This is a genomic window from Polynucleobacter wuianus, from assembly GCF_001659725.1.
GTDB classification, from domain to species: Bacteria; Pseudomonadota; Gammaproteobacteria; order Burkholderiales; family Burkholderiaceae; genus Polynucleobacter; species Polynucleobacter wuianus.
In genome coordinates this window covers 588143-609010 of the sequence record NZ_CP015922.1, presented here as the reverse complement: position 1 = coordinate 609010, position 20868 = coordinate 588143, and the positions used below count along the sequence as shown (strand labels likewise).

Here is a 20868-nt window from a genome sequence, read left to right as displayed (position 1 = left end):
AAAATAAGCAAAAAACAATCATTCAAACGAGACAAAATATGCCTTCCCTATCTTTTTCAAAAGTAGTTACTTGTCTGACCTTATTGGTACTAGGATGCTTTTCCATCAGTTACGCCCAAGAATTCCCGCCCAAAAAAACCATCACGATTGTGGTCGGTTTTGCGGCAGGCGGATCTGCCGATAGCGCTGCTCGTGTCATCGCTAAAAAACTGAGTGAAGATCTTGGACAAAATGTCATTGTGGATAACAAACCCGGTGCAGGCGGCAACATTGCCCATGCCTACACCGCTACTGCTCCAGCAGATGGATCGGTAATTTTGTTTGGCTCAATTGGACCGCTGTCAATTGCACCGCATCTGATGAAATTACCTTATGATCCGCAAAAAGATTTAGCGCCGTTGACTATGGGTGTCACTTTTCCGAACGTCTTAGTGGTTATTCCGGAACTGGGTGTGAAAAACTTTAAAGAGTACATCGCACTAGCCAAAAAGAATCCAGGCAAGATCACATTTGCCTCTACTGGCAGCGGATCAGCATCCCACCTTCAGGGCGAGCTCTTAAACGTTCGTGCGGATATTGATACCGTGCACGTACCCTATAAGGGCGGCAGCCCAGCCATGGTGGATCTCCTTGGTGGTCGAGTGTCCTCTTATTACTCAGCCCTAGCTACTGCTGATCCTTACATTAAAAATGGCAAGCTTATTCCAATTGCAACCACTGGGTTAAAAAGAGCACCTACGCTACCCAATGTGCCCACGATTGCAGAATCGGGTTATCCAGGCTTTGATGCCAGCAATTGGTACGCTTTTGTTGCGCCCGCTAAAACTCCGGATGTGATTTTGGATAAATGGAATAAAGCACTAGTAGCAGTCCTTAAAGATAAAGCGACAAATGCACAATTAGCAGAGCACGGCTTAACCCCCAATCCCGGAAGCCGTGAAGACTTACAAAAATATATTGCGAGCCAGTCTGCGATGTGGGGCAAGATTATTGCGGATAGAAAAATAACCGCTGAGTAAGCTATGCGTTACCTAGCGGTTATTCTTTAAAGCTCGGTACTCTGAGATATCTACTTACTGAGCAGTCCAGCCGCCATCCATATTCCAAGCTACCCCACGCACTTCAGAGGTGTCAGGACCACAGAGAAATACTGCGAGCGCAGCCAACTGTTCAGGTGACACAAACTCGCCCGAAGGCTGCTTTTCAGATACGAGAGCAGTTTTAGCAGCTTCATTAGAAATCCCCTCACGCTCAGCACGTGCATCCACCTGCTTTTGAACCAAGGGCGTTAATACCCAACCTGGGCAAATCGCATTACAAGTGATACCAGTACGTGCATTTTCAAGTGCGGTTACCTTAGTCAAGCCTACGATGCCATGCTTAGCGGCAACATAAGCAGCCTTTTGAGTTGAAGCGACTAAGCCATGTACAGAGGCAACATTGATTATGCGACCCCAATTGCGTTTCTTCATGCCTGGCAGCGCATGATGTGTTGTGTGAAACGCGGAGCTTAAGTTAATCGCAATAATGGCATCCCACTTATCGGTTGGAAAGTCTTCGATATTCGCTGTGTACTGAATGCCTGCGTTATTGATCAAAATATCTACTGAACCAAATCGCTTTTCTGTTTGCTTAATGAGATCTTCGATCTCTGCAGGCTTACTCATATCAGCACCGTGGTAATCCACTTCTACGCCACATGCCTTGATCTTGGCAATCGCTTCGTCTTTTTCACCAAAGCCATTAACCATAATATTGGCGCCCTGTTTGGCTAGCGCAATTGCCATACCTAAACCAATGCCGCTAGTTGAGCCTGTAACTAGAGCTGTTTTACCTTTTAATGAAGACATATTATTTACCGTATCAAGTTAACTAGTGGGCACCCTAAGCCAGGGCATCCTTAAAACTTGATGTTACAGGATGTGCAAAGCCCAATAACGGGCTTATGCACAAAGAAGGACAGTAAACCCAGAAAACTAGATTTTCTTGAGGGCCCGCAGGATCTTTTCGCAGGTAATAGGCTGATCAAATACCGTAGCGTTAAAGGGTGCCAAAGCATCATTAATAGCATTTTGTACTGCGCCTGGAGCCCCAGCCGTACCCGCCTCTCCTGCACCCTTTGCGCCCAACTTGGATGATTGGGTTGGGGTTTCGACGTGCGCGACTTCAATGTCTGGCATCTCATTAGCCATCGGCACAAGGTAATCAGCCATGCTGCCATTACGGAGCAAACCACTTTCATCGTAGAGACACTCTTCAAAGAGAACACCGCCAATACCTTGAACAATCGCACCGCGAACCTGCTCATCAACTAACATCGGATTAATGACTCGACCGCAATCTTCCACTGCCCAATGCTTCAGCAGTTTGACAAAGCCAGTGTCAGGATCTACTTCAACATAGGAAGCTTGTACACCGTTGGTGAAGATGAATGGGTAATCTTTTTGGGTGTAGTGACGGGTCACCATTAAGTCTGCAGAAAAACCTGCAGGCAAAGTATCGGTACGGAAATATCCAATACGTCCGATTTCGCTAAAAGGCAATAACTGTTCGCCAGACGCTTTATCAAGAACATGGCTGCGATGCACGCTTAAATCTGCAACAGGTCGATTCAAAATCGCGCCCGCCAGCTTCAAGATATTTTCTTGCAAGGCTTGGCAAGCTAGCAATACTGCTTCGCCGCCAACACCAGCGCCACGCGAGGCCCAAGTACCGCCGCCGTATGGGGTTACATCAGTATCCCCTGTAACAATGCGCACCTGGTTGATGGATACACCGACTGCATCAGCGGCGATCTGCGCATAGATGCCTTCAGTACCCTGACCTTGTTCGCCAACACCAACCAATACCGAAACTACGCCACTTGGATCCAGTCGAACTGAGGCGCCATCTTGCGAAGCAATCCGTGCACCACCAACGCCGTAGAACGCAGGACTTGGATTAGTCAGCTCAATAAGAGTAGCAAAACCAATGCCGCGATAGATGCCCTTCTTACGCAACTCGGCCTGCTCTTTGCGTAATGCTGGGTAATCCATCATTTTTTCAATCGTACGCAAGCATTGCTCATGAGACAGAACTTCTAATTTGATACCAGAGATTCCGGAGCATGGATACGCATCATCGGGAATCACGTTCCGTTTACGAAACTCCAATGGATCCATTTGTAATTTTTGTGCGGCTAAATCCACCAAACCTTCAGTGACCGCACAGGCAATCGGATGTCCTACGCCACGATATTGGCAAGTAGGTGTTTTATTTTGAAAGACAACATCCAAGTGTGCGCGATAATTTTGATGTTTATACGGGCCACCCACCAAGTTCACCACCTGATTGCCTTCAATCGCACTGGTTCTAGGGAACATGGAGTAAGGGCCGATACCAGTCAAATCATGAATTTCAAAAGCGAGGATATCGCCCGCTTTATTAGCAGCAATTCGACCCTTGATACGATGCTCACGCGCATGAATATCACTTGTAAAAGATTCCAAGCGATCGGCCACAAACTTGACTGGGCGCTCAAGCATCATTGCCAAACCAACCGTTGCAAAATCGTCTGGATAGGCATGCACTTTAATGCCAAAAGATCCGCCAACGTCTTTACACATCACATGCACATCTGATTCTGATAGACCAAACTGACGGCAGTACAAGTCTTGCATCATGTGGGGTGCTTGTTGCGAGTGATATACCGTCAAGCGACGCTCGCCTGGGTTGTAATCCGCAATTTGGCAACGGGGCTCCAACGTGACACCCGTGTGACGACCAAAACCAAATGTGGCTTCAGCCACTACATCAGCGTTCGCGAAAGCTTCATCAACATTACCCACATCCAAGCTACGAGTGAAACACAAGTTATCGCCAAGCTCAGGATGAATTAATGGTGTTTTAGGATCTAATGCAGACTCCATCGAGATGACAGCAGGTAACTCTTCCCACTCTACGTCAACCAGCTGCAAAGCATCTTCTGCTTGGGCCCTGGTCTCAGCAACTACAGCCACCACAGGTTCACCCTGCCAGCAAGCTCTATCAATTGCTAAAGCATGTTGAGGTGCGGATTTCATACCAGCTAAGTGGCCTAGGGTTGCAACCCAAGGCTTACAAATTTTGGCCATCTGCACACCATCAACCACTGCCAGTACTCCTGGCATCTTGCTGGCTTGCTCCGTGTGGATCTTGCCAATCTTCATATGCGCTACTGGTGATCGCCAAAAGACAACATGGCCCATGCGTGGCAATTGAATATCATCAATATAAGTGCCCTGACCTTCCAATAATCGGCGAGCGCTATGCCTTGGTTCACTACTACCAATATAGCGCTGATCATTTGTGACGGGGTCGAGAACGAGTCCTTTTAAATCGCTTGGCTTATTCATAATGCGTTTCCAAATCCCTTAAGCGTGAGCAACGACAGGTTTAATTTTCTGACCCTTTGCACGGGCATCAAGCACGTCAACGATGGCATCGACAATTGCGTGATAGCCAGTGCAACGGCAATAATTTCCAGAGATCCATTCACGGACTTCTTCACGACTCGCCTTGGGCTGCATTTCAATCAACTCTGCAGCTGCCAACAACATACCTGAAGAGCAGAATCCACACTGCATCGCGTTGTGGCGCATAAATGATTCTTGCAGATCAGCCAGCACACCATTTTTGGTGAGGCCTTCAACGGTTTCCACCACACATCCATCAGCCTGAACAGCTAGAAACAAACAGCCACGAATGATTTGATCATCCACCTTGACAGTACAAGCCCCACAAGCGCCCTGCTCGCAACCTAGGTGAGGGCCCTTCAGATGTAAATCCTCACGCAAGAAATCGACTAAATGACGGCGTGGCTCAATCTCTGCATTTACAGTAACGCCATTAACCGTCATTGATACTTTTTTCTTCAAACTCATTTCAAATCTCCGAACAATCTGAGTAATTAGGCTACTAAGTGCTTAAGACCACGCTCAAGCAATACACCAATTAAATGGGTCTTCGCTTCTGCGCTGTTGGTGATATCGGCTATCGCATCAATCTCTTGACGCGCAGCTTCCACTGCCTTTGCGATCACTTGATCATTGAGAGCTTGTCCATTAACAAGATCTTGAGCGGCCGTTGCCATCACTGGCGTGGAGCTGACTGAAAAGAACGTAAATGCGCAGTTGCTCAAAACATTTCCTTGTTTTTCAGCTACAGCTGCTAATCCAGCTACCGCATAGTCCCCATGGCGTCTTGCGAGTTCATGGAAATAAAAAACTTGATTACTTTTGGCAAGTGGAATTTCAGTCGCCACCAAAATCTCATCCGGCTCTAGGGAGGTGGTGTACAAATCAATAAAAAAATCTTTTGCAGAAATTTTGCGTTCGCCACTAGGGCCATGAATCACCATGGTGGCTTGCAAAGTTAAGCTACAAGCAGGCCACTCAGCGGCAGGGTCGCCATAGGCAAGCGAACCACCCCAGGTTCCTAAGTTACGAATCGCACGGTGCGCAATATGAGGCGCTGCTGCTTTCAGGAGCGGCGCATGCTTGGCAACTAAATCAGAATCTTCGATTTCAGTATGGGTGACTAAAGCGCCAATGCGTAATGCGTCCCCCACCACAGAAATACCCTTGAGCTCTGCAACATCGGTAATGTCGATCAAGATGCTTGGCTCCGACAGTCGCATATTGAGTGTCGCCAAGAGGGTTTGTCCACCAGCAATTAATCTTGCGTCATCGCCACCCTGCTCCAGCAAAGACAAGGCCTCGTTTAAAGCTTTCGGCTTTACATAGTCAAATGCTGCTGCTTTCATTACGTCTCCTCCACCGCCAATTGAAGTAAGCCTTTTCGGCTATTTTTATATTGACTACTCTTACTTTTAATTTCTTTTGTACTACAACTGCTGTTTTTATTTTTGAACTACTTTTTTACTCACTACCAGCGCTAGACTCCAGCGCTGCTGTCTCCCCGCCTAATTCTTGTGCGAACTTTTGAAAAAAGTCATCCGCAATTTTTTTTGCAGAAGCGCTTATCAAGCGCCCGCCAATTTGACCTAGCTTTCCGCCAATGGAAGCTTCAGTCGTATATGAAATTAAAGTGCCGCCTTCGGCTTGTTTGAGTTCCACGCGAGATTTACCTTTAGCAAATCCTGCAGCACCCCCTGACCCTTCAAAAGCCATAGAGCAAGATTGGTCTGGGATGATGTCGCTCAGTAAGAGCTTGCCGGAAAATCGGGCTCTCACTGGGCCAATCTTGAACATCACCTTGGCGTGCACCTCTTCTGGCGAGACTCGACTGATCTCTTCGCACCCTGGGATGGACTTGGCGAGCACATCAATATCGTTCAACCCCCTCCACACATCAGGGATTGGGGCGGCTATTAATTGTTCGCCATTCAGTTCCATTTAGCTTCCTTGGGGTTTGTACGGATAGAGTCTTATCTACCAATTGTTCAACAATGTACCATTATTTAACTTTTGGTCAATAAGTCCAAATTCGGATAAACCCTGAGAACCCATGCGTTTTAGCGAAGACAGCGTTTCTAGCCCAAATCAGACCGAAAATCCGGCCCAATCCTTAACGCCAGCACGTCGGCGCATGAACACTGCCGATCGCAAACGTCAAATATTAGATCGGGCCATCCAATTTTTCGCTAAATACGGTATTGATGGCCAGCTGCGCAATCTCACGAAAGAACTGGGTGTTACGCATACCCTGCTTTATCACTACTTCCCAACTAAAGAGGCATTAATTCAAGAAGTCTATAAGGAAGTTTTTGAATCTCGCTGGAAAACAGAGTGGGAAGAATTATTGGATGACCCCAAACTTACGCCGGAGGAAAAGTTCAACGCTTTCTATTTGGACTACACCAATACCGTACTCACATATGACTTCGTACGTATTCTGATGTTCTCTGGTCTGAGTGACCATTCAATCAGTGACCGTTTCTTTGAAATGCTCCGCTCGCGTTTATTACCAAGACTCATTCGTGAGACTCGTAAGTATTGCAAACGGCCCGTAGAGCCAAAGCCAACCGAGCGCGAGCTGGAATTTTTGATGGGCTTACATGGTGGCATCTTTTATATCGGCATGCGCCGCTGGATCTATGGCCAAGCCATCTATGCCCCAGATATTCCCAACTCCGAACAAGAAATCATTCGCGATCGCGTTCAGTCTTACCTACATTCCGCCAAAACCCTATTTGCTTAATTGAAAAGGTCAACATGTCCAATCTAAGCCTTAATCACTTCTCCATTCGTAGCCTAGAGATTGAAAAAACTTCAGAATTTTTTAGTAAGGTCTTGGGCTTAACAGTGGGCCCTAGACCAGACTTTCCTTTTCCAGGTGTTTGGCTCTACAACGGCGCTCATGATAGCTATGCAAATGCAGTTCTACACCTGATTGCAATAGATAAGAATGACCCAAATGGTTTGAAAAAATATCTTGGTGATCGCGATCCAAGTTCATTGCATGGTTCTGGCGCTGTAGATCACATTGCTTTTTTTGCAAATGGACTTGAAGAAAAGATTGCATTGTTAAAACAACTCAATATTCCTTATCGGGAGCGCACAGTTCCTGTACTGAAACTGCATCAAATTTTTCTAGATGATCCTAATGGTGTTGTGATTGAGCTCAATTACCCAGCCGAAGAAAAAGCAGCGCTAGACGCAAAGGCCGCATAAGGAAATACCGATGGCAAAAATACTAGTTGTGGGCGGCTCCTTGGGAGGTTTATTCGTAGCAAATATCTTGCTACGCCAAGGCCATGACGTCACACTTCTAGAAAAAGCTACTGGTTCCCTTGATGGTCGTGGCGCAGGCATCGTGACACACGATGCACTTGCTCAGGCATTGCGTGCCGCGGGCGTGATAGTCGATCACACACTTGGTGTACCAGTGACTCAGCGAGTAACTTTGGGCTCTGACGGCCAAAGCCTAGGCGAAATAGAATTGCCACAAATCCTCACCTCTTGGAGTCGCCTCTATCACATGCTCAAAGAGGCATTCCCAGTTGGGCGCTATCTACAAGGCAAAGCAGTAAAAGCGGTATCGCAAGATACCCTATCAGTTCAGGTACGTTGCGAAGATGGCAGCGAATACTCTGGGGATCTATTAATTGCCTCCGATGGCATTCGCTCTGGAGTGAGAGCGCAAGTCGCTCCCCAAATTCAGCCTGAATACGCCGGCTACATTGCCTGGCGCGGCGTCTGCGATGAAGCCTGTCTCTCTCAGTACACACTGGACACCCTCTTTGATTACTTTGGGTTTTGCCTTCCAAATGGAGAGCAGATGCTAGGCTATCCCGTCGCAGGCTCTGGTAATGACACTCGACCTGGTAAACGTCGTTACAACTTTGTTTGGTATCGACCTGCTTCCGAGAATGAAGAGCTTGTTAGTTTATTGACTGATGATGATGGCCATTACTATCCTATTGGCATTCCACCATTAAAAGTTTCTTGGAAGCATATTGCGCATATGCGGACAGTAGCGCGTGAAATTTTGGCACCTCAATACGCAGAGATATTAGAGAAGACTGCCGCTCCTTTTTTGCAAGCAATTTATGACGTGCGCTCTGAGCAAATCGTCTTTGGCCGAATAGCTCTCATGGGCGATGCCGCGTTTGTCGGTAGACCACATGTAGGCATGGGTGTAACAAAAGCCGGTGATGAGGCAATGGTCATTGCTAAGCATATTAATAACTTGGGTGCCACTCCAGATGCTTTGCAAGCCTATAGCGATGAGCGCCTCAAGTTAGGTCAACAAGTGGTTGCTCGCGCTCAGTATTTAGGGCGCTATATGCAGGCACAGGGAAGCAAGGGGTCAAGGGATGCCGAGAATCTCAAACGCAATGCTGGCACTGTGATGGCAGAAACCGCTATCGACATTAGTGATTTATTAGCCCAAGGGAGAGCAGTGCCTGAATCCGCCCATTAAAAGGTGCATTCAGTTAAGATTTGATAAACAAAAAAGTATTCTTATTTAATCAAAGTTTTATATGGAGGAGACAACCATGAAACAAAAAGTAACGAATCAAACCAGAAGAAAGATGTTAATTGGTGGCGCTGCCGCAGCAAGCACACCACTTTGGCTCAATGTTGCCAATGCACAGGCTGACACGATCAAAATTGGTTTCCCAACTCCATTAACCGGCCCCTTCTCCGCTGAAGCGCAAGACCAAGTTAAAGCGGCTGAACTGGCGATCAAAGAATTTAATGATGCTGGTGGATTTAATGGTCGCAAAGCTGAATTATTGGTACGCGATGACAAACTCAATCCAGGCGAAGCGGCTACTCGTACGCTCGAGTTGATTGAAAAAGATAAGGTGAACTTTGTTGTTGGCTCACTTTCTGCTGCTACTCAACTTTCTATTAATGCAGTGTGCAAAGAACGCAAAGTGCTCTTTAACTCGATTAGCCAATCGGATGCAATTAATGAAGCAAAAGACTGGAGTGTCTATACATTCCATGAGGCATTGAACCCCACTATGACTGCAGGTGCAGTAGCACGCTACTCTATCCCTCGTTTTGGTAAAAAGATTGTGTTCCTAACAGCTGACTATGCTTATGGTCACGAGATGGTTCGTGCGTTCGAGCGTGCCGGTAAGGAAATGGGCGCAACTACTTTGGCTGATATTCGCCATCCATTGGGTGCATCTGACTACTCCGCATTCTTGCCACGTATTAAAGCGCTGAATCCAGATATCTTGGTGCTCTGTAACTTTGGCCGTGACTTGGTCAATGCCGCAAAACAATGCACCGACTTTGGTCTTAAATCCAGCATGAAGATTGTGACTCCAGTCTTGTTGTACACCTCACGTCTTGCAGGTGGTCCTGAAGCCTTTGAAGGCATCATTGGCGGCACTTCATATTACTGGGGCTTGGAAGATCGCATTCCAACAGCCAAAACATTTAACGACGCGTTCCGTAAAATGTATAACGGCTCGGTTCCCTCTGACTATGGTGCATTAGGTTACGCTGGCGTGAAGAGTGTTTTAGCGTCTATCAAGATTGCCAAATCTACCGACACCATGAAAGTGGTTTCTGCGATGGAGAACTTGAAGTATGACTGGTACAAAGGTCCTGAGTACTATCGCAAGTGTGATCACCAAGCCGTTCAAACCGTGATCATCGTAGAGTCCAAATCAAAGAACATGAAAGATAAGTATGACGTCTTTAATATTCTGACTATTGAACCTACTACTGAGAAGAACATGCGCTCTTGCGCAGAGCTAGGCCACAAAGCCTGATACCAAAAACAGGGAGGATCACTTGATCTTCCCTGGATCACTCCCCTTGCACCCTTGGGTCTTGGGGAGTTTTTCTGAGTACATTTATGACTGGTCTGACATTTGAACTTTTATGCATGCAACTGCTGACGGGCATTGCCCTTGGCAGTATTTATGCTCTTTTGGCCTTGGGCCTGTGCCTTATTTTTGGCATGCTCAATGTCGTGAATTTTGCACATGGTGCCTTCTTTATGGTGGGCGCATTCTTGGGCGTCTATTTTTTAGGCGTTACTGGTAATTTTTGGTTTAGTTTGGTGCTAACACCATTGTTAACTGGTTGCCTTGGTTTAGTCACTGAGCGCTTCTTAGTGAGGCCGCTCTACGGAAGGGGTCTTGACTACCCATTACTCCTCACTTTTGGCCTGTCGTATGTATTAATTGAAGTCATGCGCGTGACCTTTGGTATTGAAGGCCTGCCATCGATTACTCCCGATGGACTGAGTGGCACCGTTAATGTGGGCATTGGTTTCTTCCCCAAATATAGACTCTTTTTAATTGCCGCAACTGCAGTCATTATTTTTGGTGTGTGGTTCTTTATTCAGAAGACGCGCTACGGCCTCATCATCAAAGCCGGTGCTGCTGATCAAGAGATCGTCAAGGTACTTGGTGTTGATATTGCTAAGGTTTGGCTCTTGGTTTTCGGTTTAGGCTGCGCAATCGCCGGCCTATCTGGAATCTTGGCATCCCCTACTCGTTCAGTAAATCCAGAAATGGGTATTCCCATTCTGGCTGAATCATTTGTGGTGACCGTTGTTGGTGGCATGGGCTCACCAGTTGGCGCTGTCGTTGCTGGCTTACTGGTTGGCGTGGTTTACAGCATGACTTCTTTATTCCTCCCGGACCTTGCTGAACTGTCCATTTTTGTATTGATGGCTGTGGTCTTGTTGATTCGGCCACAAGGTCTATTTGGTAAAGCGGGGACGATGGGCTAAGGCTCCGTATATTTATGAATGCATTTTTTCAACTTATTGCTCGTCATCGTGTCTTAGCGAGCACCCTGTTCTTAGCAATCTTTCCCTTCATCATGCCGTATGAGGCATTGGCTATTAATATCCTCATCTTTGGTTTATTTGCCATGGGCTTTAACCTGCTGTTTGGATACATGGGCCTGCTCTCCTTTGGTCACGCAGCCTTCTTGGGCATCGGTAGCTACCTCACTGGTATCGGCATTGTTCACTATGGCCTAGGTTGGGGTACCGCTATTTTGGTTGGAGTGATTGGCGCTGCTATTGGCGGCTTAATCATGGGTTTCCTAGCTATTCGTACCCGAGGAATTTATTTCTCCATGGTGACCTTAGCGCTTGGTCAAATCGTTTATTACATCTTCTACAAAGCAGAGAGTTTGACCGGCGGAGAAAATGGTCTGCGCGGTGTACGTGTTGACTCATTCAATATCTTCGGCATCCCAGTAGATTTTCTGAATCCTTTGGTGAAGTACTACATCATTCTCGTTTTTGTGGTGGCGGCTATTTGGCTCATTTCTCGCATCCTCAATTCACCTCTTGGTGCTGTGATGGAAGCAATACGTGAAAACGAAAAGCGCGCTTCTGCCTGCGGCTTTGACGTAGCTAAAACTAAGTTATTGGTATTTATTTTGTCGGCTGCCATTTGCGGTTTAGCGGGCTCATTACGTGCCCTACATCTTTCAATCGTACCAATTGACTCATTGCACTATCTACAGTCTGGCCAAGCTGTGATGATGAGTATTCTTGGTGGCATGGGCACCTTCTTTGGCCCCTTCGTTGGCGCAGCCGTCATGCTCTACCTCGAGGATGTAGTGACCACCTTTACAAAGCACTGGATGGCAGTCATTGGCTTAGTGTTTATGTTCTTTGTGCTGTTCTTCCCCAGGGGTATTTGGGGAACCATTCTGAGCAAGCTACAAATTCATCAGGATTCTAAATAATGAATAGCACAACAAATACTCCTATTCTTGAAGCGCGCAACGTCAGTAAAAGTTTTGGGAAATTCAAAGCACTTCAGAATGTTTCAACAAGCTTTATGCCAGGCACCTTAACAGCCATTATTGGCCCTAACGGTGCAGGCAAGAGTACTTTCTTTAATGTCTTGAGTGGCGCCTTCCCTCCAACAAGCGGACAAATACTCTTCAATGGCAAAGACATTACTGGCATGCAGCAACATGAATTTGCTCGTATTGGTATTTCCAAGAGCTTCCAGATTACGAATGTCTTTAAACAACTCACTGTTCATGAAAACGTTCGTGTAGCTGCGCAGATGGAAACTGCTCGTTACAACTTTCTCCGCAATGCCCAAAGCTATCCAGGCCCGATTGAAGTTGCTGATCAATTATTGCGCCGTGTGAACTTAGAGCATCTTCGCAACAAGAAAACTGGGGATTTAGCACATGGGCAACAGCGTGCGCTTGAAATAGCGATGGCATTGGCTTGCAACCCTAGCCTTTTGCTTCTCGATGAACCTACGGCAGGCATGTCTCCTGAGGAAACTTTAGTCATGATGGAGCTCATTCGTACCCTAGCAAGCGAGCGCACTGTCATCTTAGTTGAGCACAAGATGAAACTCATTATGGGCTTATGCAAACGCATCATTGTTTTGCATCATGGTGAGTTCTTGGCCGAAGGTACCCCAGAAGAAATTCAAAATAATGCTGAGGTACGTCGCGTGTACCTAGGTCAAGGTTAATTGAGAGTCAGCTATGTTGCATATTGAAAACTTAAACGCTTGGTATGACCGCAGTCACGTCTTGCAAGGCATCTCCCTAGAGGTAAACAAAGGAGAAATTGTGACTTTGATGGGTCGCAATGGTGCTGGTAAGACCACTACTCTGCGCTCACTCATGGGTCTACTCTCAAAACGCCAAGGAAAAGCAACGATCGATGGCACATCCTTTTTGGATCTACCTGCACACGAGCGCTTCCACTTGGGCCTAGCTTACGTTCCAGAAGATCGTCGCATTGTTCCTGGTCTTACCGTTAAAGAGAATCTAGAACTTGGGGTCATCGCCCAAAAGAACCGTGGCGATATGAGTGCACTGGTAGATGAAATTGCTGAAACCTTTCCGCGACTCAAAGAACGCCTCCACCAAGATGGAACGTCAATGTCAGGCGGCGAACAACAAATGTTAGCCATTGCCCGCGCGATGATTGCCAAACCAAAAGTAATCCTATTAGACGAACCCTCTGAGGGGATCATGCCGGTATTGGTGGAAGAAATGTTCGAGCTCTTCGCCAAACTTAAGCAGCAAGGCTTAACGATTCTCTTGGTGGAGCAAAATGTGCAACAAGCTTTAAAGATCTCTGACCGTGCTTACATCCTAGATCAAGGCGAGATTGTGTTTCATGACACCGCACAGAATCTACTTAATAACGATGAGATTCAACAGAAGTATTGCGCCGTTTAAAGTCTTGATCTGGTTACATTAAATCAGGTGTAACCAATGTCCCAGCTGGTGCCAGAAACTATCTGGCACCAAAGTCAGAAGCCAAGTTAAAGTGAGATAACGAAACAACTTGCCGATGAACATGTAAATCAAGCACGGCTGCCAAGCAAGCTTTAACCATCCAGCAGCAAGGCATAAGGGATCACCGAAGCCAGGCAGCCAAGAAAGTAACAGAATTTTTGGGCCCCATGCCTCTAGCCAGTCCTTGAGACGTTCATTTTTTGGCTCTCCAACCGATTTCATACTCCTACGGGCAATGAGGCCAAGCCACCAATCCAGCATACCGCCCATGGTATTGCCAACGGTTGCTACAAAAATAGCAACCCAATATAGATGAGGATTGAGAGAGATGTAGCCAAAAAGAATGGGCTCTGAACCAACCGGAAGTAATGTTGCCGAAACAAAAGCACTGATAAATACCGCAGGCAAGCCAACTGAGGGCATCCCAAACCAACCAAAAAAATGCGCAAGTGCGTGCTCCATAAAACGCATACCCCTTATGTATTGCTTTCGAAGGATTCATTAACCCTAATTGGTCTATTTTGCCTTGTTTTATCAATTCTCCAAGAATTTCAAATCTTGCTTAAACTAATGCTAGCAGTATTTGCCACATCAATCCTATAAAACGAGACATTCATGAATCACCCCATTCCTAAACCTGATCAATATCAAGAGATGCGCGAAGCATTGCGTGATCTTTGCGGTAGTTTTGATTCGGCCTACTGGCAAAAGATTGACCACGAACGCGACTATCCCGAGGCTTTTGTCAAAGCCATGACTGAGGCTGGCTGGCTGGCTGCTTTGATTCCAGAGGAATATGGTGGATCAGGATTAGGTCTTGCGGATGCTTCCGTAATCATGGAAGAAATCAATTTTTCTGGTGGCAACTCTGGTTCATGTCATGGGCAGATGTACAACATGGGCACGCTCCTTCGTCATGGATCCGAAGCGCAAAAGAAAATGTATCTCCCCAAAATCGCTACTGGTGAGTTGCGCTTACAAAGTATGGCTGTAACCGAACCGACCACTGGCACCGACACTACTAAACTGAAAACTACTGCAGTTAAAAAAGGTGACAAGTATGTTGTGAATGGTCAGAAGGTTTGGATCTCTCGCATTCAGCATTCTGATTTAATGATTCTATTGGCCCGCACTACTCCTATTAGTGAAGTGCAACGTAAATCAGAAGGCATGTCGATCTTTATCGTCAATCTTAAAGATGCCATTGGTAAAGGCATGGAAGTTCGTCCTATTGCCAATATGGTGAACCATGAAACTAATGAAGTCTTTTTTGATAACTTAGAAATTCCTGCTGAAAACCTGATTGGCACTGAAGGTCAAGGCTTTAAATACATTTTGGATGGACTCAATGCTGAACGCGTGCTGATTGCAGCCGAATGTATTGGTGATGCCTACTGGTTTATCGACCGCGCCCGTCGCTATGCCAATGATCGCGTGGTCTTTGATCGTCCAATCGGCAAAAACCAAGGAATTCAATTTCCGATTGCAGATAGCTATATCGAAACGGAAGCGGCAAACTTAATGCGCTTTAAGGCTTGTGATCTTTTCGATAATCACCAGCCCTGCGGTCCTGAAGCGAATATGGCCAAATTCTTAGCTGCTAAAGCATCTTGGGAAGCGGCAAACGTGTGCCTTCAAACCCATGGCGGCTTTGGCTTTGCAAATGAATATGACGTAGAACGTAAATTTAGAGAAACTCGCCTCTATCAAGTGGCACCAATTTCAACGAATTTGATTTACTCCTATGTTGCCGAGCATATTCTTGGTTTACCAAGATCGTTCTAATCCATATTTAGAATATCAAATATGAACATTCGCCCCTTAGATGGAATTACTGTTGTTGCACTAGAACATGTAATTGCAGCGCCATTTTGTACTCGACAGCTAGCTGACCTTGGTGCACGCATTATTAAGATTGAGCGCCCAGGTGATGGCGACTTTGCACGAGGATACGATCAGCAAGTAGAAGGACTTTCCTCGCACTTTGTATGGGTTAATCGCTCGAAAGAAAGCTTAACGCTCGACCTCAAACAGGAATCAGCATTAGCAGTACTAAAGAATCTTCTAAAGACAGCGGATGTTTTTATCCAAAATTTGGCCCCGGGTGCTGCAGCCCGCATGGGACTTACTCCCGAAGCACTCCATATAGATAACCCTGGCTTAATCCTTTGCGCCATCTCTGGTTACGGCAATGATGGTCCCTATCGCGATAAAAAAGCATACGACCTTTTAATTCAGAGTGAGGCAGGCTTTCTGTCGATTACTGGCACCCCTGAGACGCCTAGTAAAGCTGGAAACTCAATTGCAGATATTGCAGCCGGCATGTATGCCTATACCAACATTCTGGCAGCGCTACTGCAAAGAGGTAAAACTGGTAAAGGCACTGTGATTGATATCTCTATGCTCGAAGCACTGAGTGAGTGGATGAGCTTTCCACTGTATTACGCCTACAAAGGGGCAAACCCACCCTCTCGAAACGGTGCATCGCATGCAACCATTTACCCATACGGCCCTTTTAAGGCAGGTGACGGTAAAACTGTAATGTTAGGTCTTCAGAATGAGCGTGAGTGGGTACAGTTCTGCGAAATCGTTCTCGAAAATCCTTCGCTTGCGAAAGATGAGCGCTTTGATAAAAACTTTAAACGCAATGAAAAGCGGATTGAGTTGCTCGAGATTATTAATGCCTGTTTTAGCAAACTTACTTCCGAACAACTGATTGCTAGATTGGAGAAGGCTCAAATTGCCAATGCGCATCTGAATGACATGGAAGGTTTGTGGAAACACGAGCAATTAAAGGCCCGCAAGCGCTGGACCGAAGTGGGAACTCCAAATGGTGATATTCCTGCTCTGCTCCCCCCAGGATTGAACGATAGCTACGAATATCGGATGGATCCTGTTCCATCCGTGGGACAGCATACCAACGCCATCCTCAAAGAGCTTGGCTTAGCAGAAACTGAAATCGCCAGCATGCGCGCCAGCGGAGCGATCTAAAGCAATGGTGATGTAAGGTGGGCTGCGTTCTCGAGGTAATGATGCCACCGTGGTCGTTTAGCCCAAATTTTTGAATCCACAAAATCAGATTGCGCCAAGTAAGAATTAATCAATTTTTCAAGCTTAGAGCAGAAATCATTGTTATAAACAATAAGACTGATCTCAAAATTTAGGCGCAGACTGCGTTGATCAAAGTTCACAGAGCCGAAAATCGCGATTCTCTTATCTATTAACAGGCTCTTGGTATGCAGTAAGCCTCCATGAAACTCCGCAATCCTCACCCCCGCGTTGAGTAAGTCATCATAGAAGCTCCTGCTGCTCCAAGCAACCAATTTGGAGTCATTGAGTTTAGGGACGATTAAGGTAACTTCTACTCCGCGTGCAGCAGCCGCCATCAAAGCCTGAAGTAAGCCATCGTCAGGGCCAAAGTAAGGCGTAGTAATAGTTAACTCTTCGCGCGCATCCATGATGGCCGATAACAGCACCTGATAAAGAATATCGTCTCGGTACACTGGACCAGATGAAAACTCTTGTGCTAATGCGCCGCCTTCATGTGGAGAGACTGGCGGCTCACGATCATCAAAGTGGGTAATTTTTGGATTATCAACACTCCAGTCAAAAGAGAATGTGAGCTCAAACTGTGATGCGACAGGCCCTTCAATACGCACCATGGCATCGACCCACTCACCCACTCCAGAATCTTGCTTAAAAGTTCGAGGGTCAACCAAGTTCATACTTCCAGTCCAAACAACAGCACCGTCAATCACAAATATCTTTCGATGCAAACGCAAATCAGCGCGTCTGAACTGAAAGCGACCCACCTGAATTGGCAAGGCTTCAGTTACTTGGATGCCCGCCTTCCTAAAACGCCCAGGCCAAGAAGACTTAAACCAATCCTTACTTCCTAGTGAATCCAATAAAACGCGGCAGGCGACCCCGCGCTGAGCTGCAGCGATCAAGGCCTCACAAACACGATCCGCATCACCACCTAGAGCCCAAATATAGAACTCTAAGTGCAGACTTTTTTTGGCTTGGTTAATTTCATCAACAAAGTTTTGTAGGATCTTTAATGAATTTGAGTGCAATTCGATCTTATTTCCGGCAACCACAGGGGAACCATTCTTCGATTCCGCCAAGAGGCTAAGAGCTCTACCCTCAAGAGGTAATTTCTCCCGATCGCCAATAAATTGTTGTCTCATGAGTTTTGTGATGTTCTCGTATTCGCGATTCATGCGAATAATCTTCCGAGTTAAAGCCCTGCCAACTGGGCGCTCACCGATCAAAATATATAAACCGATTCCCAGCAAAGGAAATGTCATCACAATAAATATCCACGCAAAGGCGACGCCAACCGGCCTTCTTACAGAAATAATGATGAAAATAAAATATGTGACTAATAAGAAATGGGCTAGAAAAATTAATCTCAAATTGAGAACTGAATGTGTATTGATAAAAAATCCTAATAAGTCATTCATAGCAATTCCAGTTCGGCAGTAATTCCAAGGTGATCAGATAACTTCATCCATTCATGCAAAATTTCTGCCGAATGGATTTTCAGACCGCGGACATAGATACGATCCATCGGTAACAATGGTTTCATACTAGGGAAAGTTCTTGCGGGAGCCCCAGTCAAAGTTTCGAAGACCTCATTAAAGCCAGCCTCACGCATTGGCTCACCCACGCGGTTGCGCCAATCATTAAAGTCTCCAGCCACAATTGTCGGAGCGTCATTGGTTAACTCATTAATATAGCGAATAATCTCTGCTAGCTGGCGCTCTCTACCTCGTTCAAATAAGGCAAGATGGACACAGAAACAATGAATCGGCGAATCTGCCTCATTGAATTGAATAACGCTGTGCAAGAGCCCCCGTTTTTCAAACCGATATGCAGAAATATCGTAGTTATTTCCTTTGTGCAATCGGTGTTTAGAAAGAATAGCGTTGCCGTGATGGCCGTCTGGATACTCAACGTTCTTACCATAGTGCCAGTCACCCCAAAAATCCTCAGATAGAAAATGGGTCAACTCAGTCAAAGGCCACTGTCCAAAGCGCCGAACTCTTCCACGGTGCTCTTGCTGCAATTCCTGCAAAAATAATAAATCAGGATGATGACTGCGCATTTTTTGACGCAGTTGATAAATGGTGGAGTGGCGATGTAGGGGCGACAGGCCCTTGTGGACATTCATGCTCATCACCGTAAAACGCTGAGCTTTTATTTGTGTCATTAAAACTGCCCTGCTGCACGCTGCCGTCGCACACGCGCCAAATATATCTCGCCCTCAACTAATTCTTGGCATTGCATGCATTTATTACAAATAGACGCCTGCTCCCTCAACTCATCAATCGAGTTAATGGAATGCGCATCGAGATATTCACGCAAATCAACATCAAAGACGTTGTTGCATAAACAAACTACATCAGCCATAAGTCAAAAAATTGGGGTATTGGTCTCATTAAACGCATTTTGCCATTGCCTTGATAGAATCGAACGCATGTGGACTGCTTTTTCTAATGCCTTTGCACTGCTTGCCCATCTCGATGGGGGGTTGCTGGGTATTGTCATGGTTTCTCTTCAGGTTAGCTTTACAGCCCTCTTCCTTGGTACCCTCATAGGGCTTCCCATAGGCGCCCTGCTTGCCACAGAAGAATTTAGCGGTAAGAAGGTTGTTATTGTTACCCTAAACACCCTCATGGGAGTGCCCACCGTCATTGTTGGGGTCATTGTTTACCTGCTTTTGTCACGATCTGGGCCTCTAGGAGCCTGGGGGTGGTTATTTACACCCAAGGGCATGATAGTTGCCCAAACTCTGCTTACAACCCCCTTAATTGCAGCCTTAAGCCGCCAAATCTTAGAGGACTCCTGGAAGATTCAGCGAGACTCGTTTTTAAGCTTACGACTACCCCCGCTCTCACGCTACAAATGGCTCATTTGGGATTGCCGCTTCTCGCTAACTATTGCAGTTTTAGCCGGGCTTGCTAGAGCCATTTCAGAAGTTGGCGCAGTCATGATCGTTGGTGGCAATATCCAAAACTCCACCAGAACGATGACTACTGCGATTGCTTTGGAGACTAGCAAGGGTGACTTACCGCTAGCGCTTGCATTGGGGATCGTCTTGTTAGGAATTGTTTTGATCGCCAATCTATTTACTTTTGTTGTTCGTCAAATTGTGGAGCGTCGCTATGGTTAATATGACAAACCTATTTGAGAAGTTCATTGAGCTTAAAGGCATCACCGTTAACAGTAATGGCCGCACCATTCTCAACATACCCCATGCCATCATCCCGGCAGATCGAATCACTGCCTGCATAGGCCCCAATGGAGCCGGTAAAACTACCCTCTTAAAGTTATTGGATGGATTAATTCAACCTGACACTGGAACGGTGAGTTATTCATTCGCCAGTAAGACGTCTTTGGTCTTACATCACACACCCATGATTAAGGCATCCACCAAAACCAATATCAGCCTAGTCAAAGATGTGGATCCCACTATTGATGCGAGAGCTATCGATCAAGTAATTGAACGGGTTGGATTAAAGGGTTTGGCCAATAGTCCTGCACACAAGCTATCGGCTGGTGAAAGACAAAAGCTATGCCTAGGGAGAGCTATCTTACAAAAGCCTAATTTAGTTTTATTAGATGAGCCAACAGCCAACCTAGACCCCAATGCTACCGAGCAAGTTGAAAAAATTATTCAAGAATTGACTCAACAGGGATCTGATGTCATTTTTTCATCACATCAATTAGCGCAAGTCCAAAGACTGGCTGAGTACATTCTCTTTATTGATCAAGGTGAGATAAAAGAAAAAGGGCCTGTAGGCCCCTTCTTCACCAATCCCGAAACCTCTGCAGCTAAACGCTACCTGCAGCAAGAATTAATTACTGATTAAGCATTAACAATTACTTTGCTGCCGGTGCAGCGGCTGGGGCTGCAGCAGCAACTGGCGCTACAAATGGAGGCGGCGCTACACAAGCTGCAGGCGCAGGAGTTCCAGCTACCTTAAAGCGATCTGCCACCCTATTTTGAGCTTGGCAAAGTTGATAAGCACCAACCTTGTCACCATAAGCAGCCTTAGCTTTAGCCAAAGCTGCAGCATCTGCCTGTTCAGGAGTCAAAGGGGGTAATGCTGCGAATACCGAAGATCCAGCAAATGCACAGAATGCGAAAGCAATGATTTTTTTCATG

23 protein-coding genes are annotated in these 20868 nt (G+C 46.2%); 13 read left to right on the top strand and 10 right to left on the bottom strand.

The genetic code is table 11. From position 1 onward, the window contains the following. The first annotated feature begins 38 nt into the window (after window positions 1–38). On the top strand, window positions 39–1019 hold the full coding sequence (locus tag A8O14_RS03255; protein ID WP_082913191.1) for a Bug family tripartite tricarboxylate transporter substrate binding protein: 981 nt from the start codon (window positions 39–41) through the stop codon (window positions 1017–1019). Between the two features lie 54 nt (window positions 1020–1073). On the opposite strand, the gene A8O14_RS03250 is transcribed toward A8O14_RS03255, so the two are convergent. From A8O14_RS03250 to A8O14_RS03230, 5 genes are all read right to left on the bottom strand, one after another. After that, entirely contained in the window at window positions 1074–1850 is a 777-nt protein-coding gene (locus A8O14_RS03250) for a 3-hydroxybutyrate dehydrogenase (protein WP_068948205.1), read from the bottom strand. Window positions 1851–1976: 126 nt separating this feature from the next. Beyond that, entirely contained in the window at window positions 1977–4373 is a 2397-nt protein-coding gene (locus tag A8O14_RS03245; RefSeq protein WP_068948204.1) for a xanthine dehydrogenase family protein molybdopterin-binding subunit, read from the bottom strand. 18 nt (window positions 4374–4391) lie between these two features. After that, window positions 4392–4901: a (2Fe-2S)-binding protein gene (locus A8O14_RS03240; protein ID WP_068948203.1), complete on the bottom strand. Its 510-nt coding sequence runs from the start codon at window positions 4899–4901 to the stop codon at window positions 4392–4394. Between the two features lie 26 nt (window positions 4902–4927). Beyond that, the gene (locus A8O14_RS03235) at window positions 4928–5782 is read right to left on the bottom strand and encodes an FAD binding domain-containing protein (protein ID WP_068948202.1); all 855 of its coding nucleotides are present in this window, start codon (window positions 5780–5782) and stop codon (window positions 4928–4930) included. A gap of 115 nt (window positions 5783–5897) precedes the next feature. After that, on the bottom strand, window positions 5898–6374 hold the full coding sequence (locus A8O14_RS03230) for a CoxG family protein (RefSeq protein WP_068948201.1): 477 nt from the start codon (window positions 6372–6374) through the stop codon (window positions 5898–5900). 112 nt (window positions 6375–6486) lie between these two features. On the opposite strand from A8O14_RS03230, the gene A8O14_RS03225 reads away from it, so the two are divergent. From A8O14_RS03225 to A8O14_RS03190, 8 genes are all read left to right on the top strand, one after another. Next, on the top strand, window positions 6487–7179 hold the full coding sequence (locus A8O14_RS03225; protein WP_068948200.1) for a TetR/AcrR family transcriptional regulator: 693 nt from the start codon (window positions 6487–6489) through the stop codon (window positions 7177–7179). Window positions 7180–7193: 14 nt separating this feature from the next. Then, window positions 7194–7652: a VOC family protein gene (locus tag A8O14_RS03220; protein WP_068948199.1), complete on the top strand. Its 459-nt coding sequence runs from the start codon at window positions 7194–7196 to the stop codon at window positions 7650–7652. Window positions 7653–7662: 10 nt separating this feature from the next. Further along, a complete protein-coding gene (locus A8O14_RS03215) occupies window positions 7663–8904 on the top strand; it encodes an FAD binding domain-containing protein (RefSeq protein WP_068948198.1) in 1242 nt (413 codons plus the stop codon). Between the two features lie 76 nt (window positions 8905–8980). Next, window positions 8981–10216, top strand: coding sequence for an ABC transporter substrate-binding protein (locus A8O14_RS03210; protein ID WP_068948197.1), 1236 nt, complete (start codon window positions 8981–8983; stop codon window positions 10214–10216). A 116-nt stretch (window positions 10217–10332) separates the two neighbouring features. Continuing rightward, window positions 10333–11187 carry a branched-chain amino acid ABC transporter permease gene (locus A8O14_RS03205; protein ID WP_228385103.1) on the top strand — a complete coding sequence of 285 codons (855 nt, stop codon included), beginning with the start codon at window positions 10333–10335 and terminating at the stop codon, window positions 11185–11187. 14 nt (window positions 11188–11201) lie between these two features. Beyond that, window positions 11202–12161: a branched-chain amino acid ABC transporter permease gene (locus A8O14_RS03200; protein WP_068948195.1), complete on the top strand. Its 960-nt coding sequence runs from the start codon at window positions 11202–11204 to the stop codon at window positions 12159–12161. Continuing rightward, complete coding sequence (locus tag A8O14_RS03195) at window positions 12161–12916, top strand: ABC transporter ATP-binding protein (protein ID WP_068948194.1); 756 nt, start codon at window positions 12161–12163, stop codon at window positions 12914–12916. Before A8O14_RS03200 ends, A8O14_RS03195 begins: the two co-directional genes overlap by 1 nt. A 13-nt stretch (window positions 12917–12929) precedes the next feature. Next, window positions 12930–13634 (top strand): ABC transporter ATP-binding protein, encoded by a 705-nt coding sequence (locus tag A8O14_RS03190; RefSeq protein ID WP_068948193.1) that lies wholly within the window; start codon window positions 12930–12932, stop codon window positions 13632–13634. An 18-nt stretch (window positions 13635–13652) separates the two neighbouring features. On the opposite strand, the gene A8O14_RS03185 is transcribed toward A8O14_RS03190, so the two are convergent. Further along, entirely contained in the window at window positions 13653–14156 is a 504-nt protein-coding gene (locus tag A8O14_RS03185; RefSeq protein WP_068948192.1) for a YqaA family protein, read from the bottom strand. Window positions 14157–14309: 153 nt separating this feature from the next. Here A8O14_RS03185 and A8O14_RS03180 point away from each other — a divergent pair, with 153 nt between their 5' ends. Beyond that, on the top strand, window positions 14310–15479 hold the full coding sequence (locus A8O14_RS03180; RefSeq protein WP_068948191.1) for an acyl-CoA dehydrogenase family protein: 1170 nt from the start codon (window positions 14310–14312) through the stop codon (window positions 15477–15479). Window positions 15480–15500: 21 nt separating this feature from the next. Further along, window positions 15501–16685 (top strand): CaiB/BaiF CoA transferase family protein, encoded by a 1185-nt coding sequence (locus A8O14_RS03175; RefSeq protein WP_068948190.1) that lies wholly within the window; start codon window positions 15501–15503, stop codon window positions 16683–16685. On the opposite strand, the gene cls is transcribed toward A8O14_RS03175, so the two are convergent. The 3 genes from cls to A8O14_RS03160 are packed head-to-tail and all read right to left on the bottom strand — an operon-like array spanning window position 16682 to window position 19109. After that, a complete protein-coding gene (gene cls, locus A8O14_RS03170; RefSeq protein ID WP_068948189.1) occupies window positions 16682–18160 on the bottom strand; it encodes a cardiolipin synthase in 1479 nt (492 codons plus the stop codon). The two genes, A8O14_RS03175 and cls, sit on opposite strands and share 4 nt — an antisense overlap. Then, on the bottom strand, window positions 18157–18909 hold the full coding sequence (locus A8O14_RS03165; RefSeq protein WP_068948188.1) for an endonuclease/exonuclease/phosphatase family protein: 753 nt from the start codon (window positions 18907–18909) through the stop codon (window positions 18157–18159). The genes cls and A8O14_RS03165 overlap by 4 nt, the downstream gene beginning before the upstream one ends. Further along, window positions 18909–19109, bottom strand: a complete 201-nt coding sequence (locus tag A8O14_RS03160; protein WP_068948187.1) for a (2Fe-2S)-binding protein — start codon at window positions 19107–19109, stop codon at window positions 18909–18911. The genes A8O14_RS03165 and A8O14_RS03160 overlap by 1 nt, the downstream gene beginning before the upstream one ends. Before the next feature lie 67 nt (window positions 19110–19176). Between A8O14_RS03160 and A8O14_RS03155 the strand changes: the two genes are divergently transcribed. Both A8O14_RS03155 and A8O14_RS03150 read left to right on the top strand, forming a co-directional pair. Continuing rightward, a complete protein-coding gene (locus A8O14_RS03155; protein ID WP_068948186.1) occupies window positions 19177–19872 on the top strand; it encodes an ABC transporter permease in 696 nt (231 codons plus the stop codon). Next, the gene (locus A8O14_RS03150; protein ID WP_068948185.1) at window positions 19865–20572 is read left to right on the top strand and encodes an ATP-binding cassette domain-containing protein; all 708 of its coding nucleotides are present in this window, start codon (window positions 19865–19867) and stop codon (window positions 20570–20572) included. Before A8O14_RS03155 ends, A8O14_RS03150 begins: the two co-directional genes overlap by 8 nt. 10 nt (window positions 20573–20582) lie before the next feature. Here the strand turns inward: A8O14_RS03150 and A8O14_RS03145 are convergent, their stop codons facing one another. Continuing rightward, window positions 20583–20867, bottom strand: a complete 285-nt coding sequence (locus tag A8O14_RS03145) for a hypothetical protein (protein ID WP_082913083.1) — start codon at window positions 20865–20867, stop codon at window positions 20583–20585. Window position 20868 lies beyond the last annotated feature (1 nt).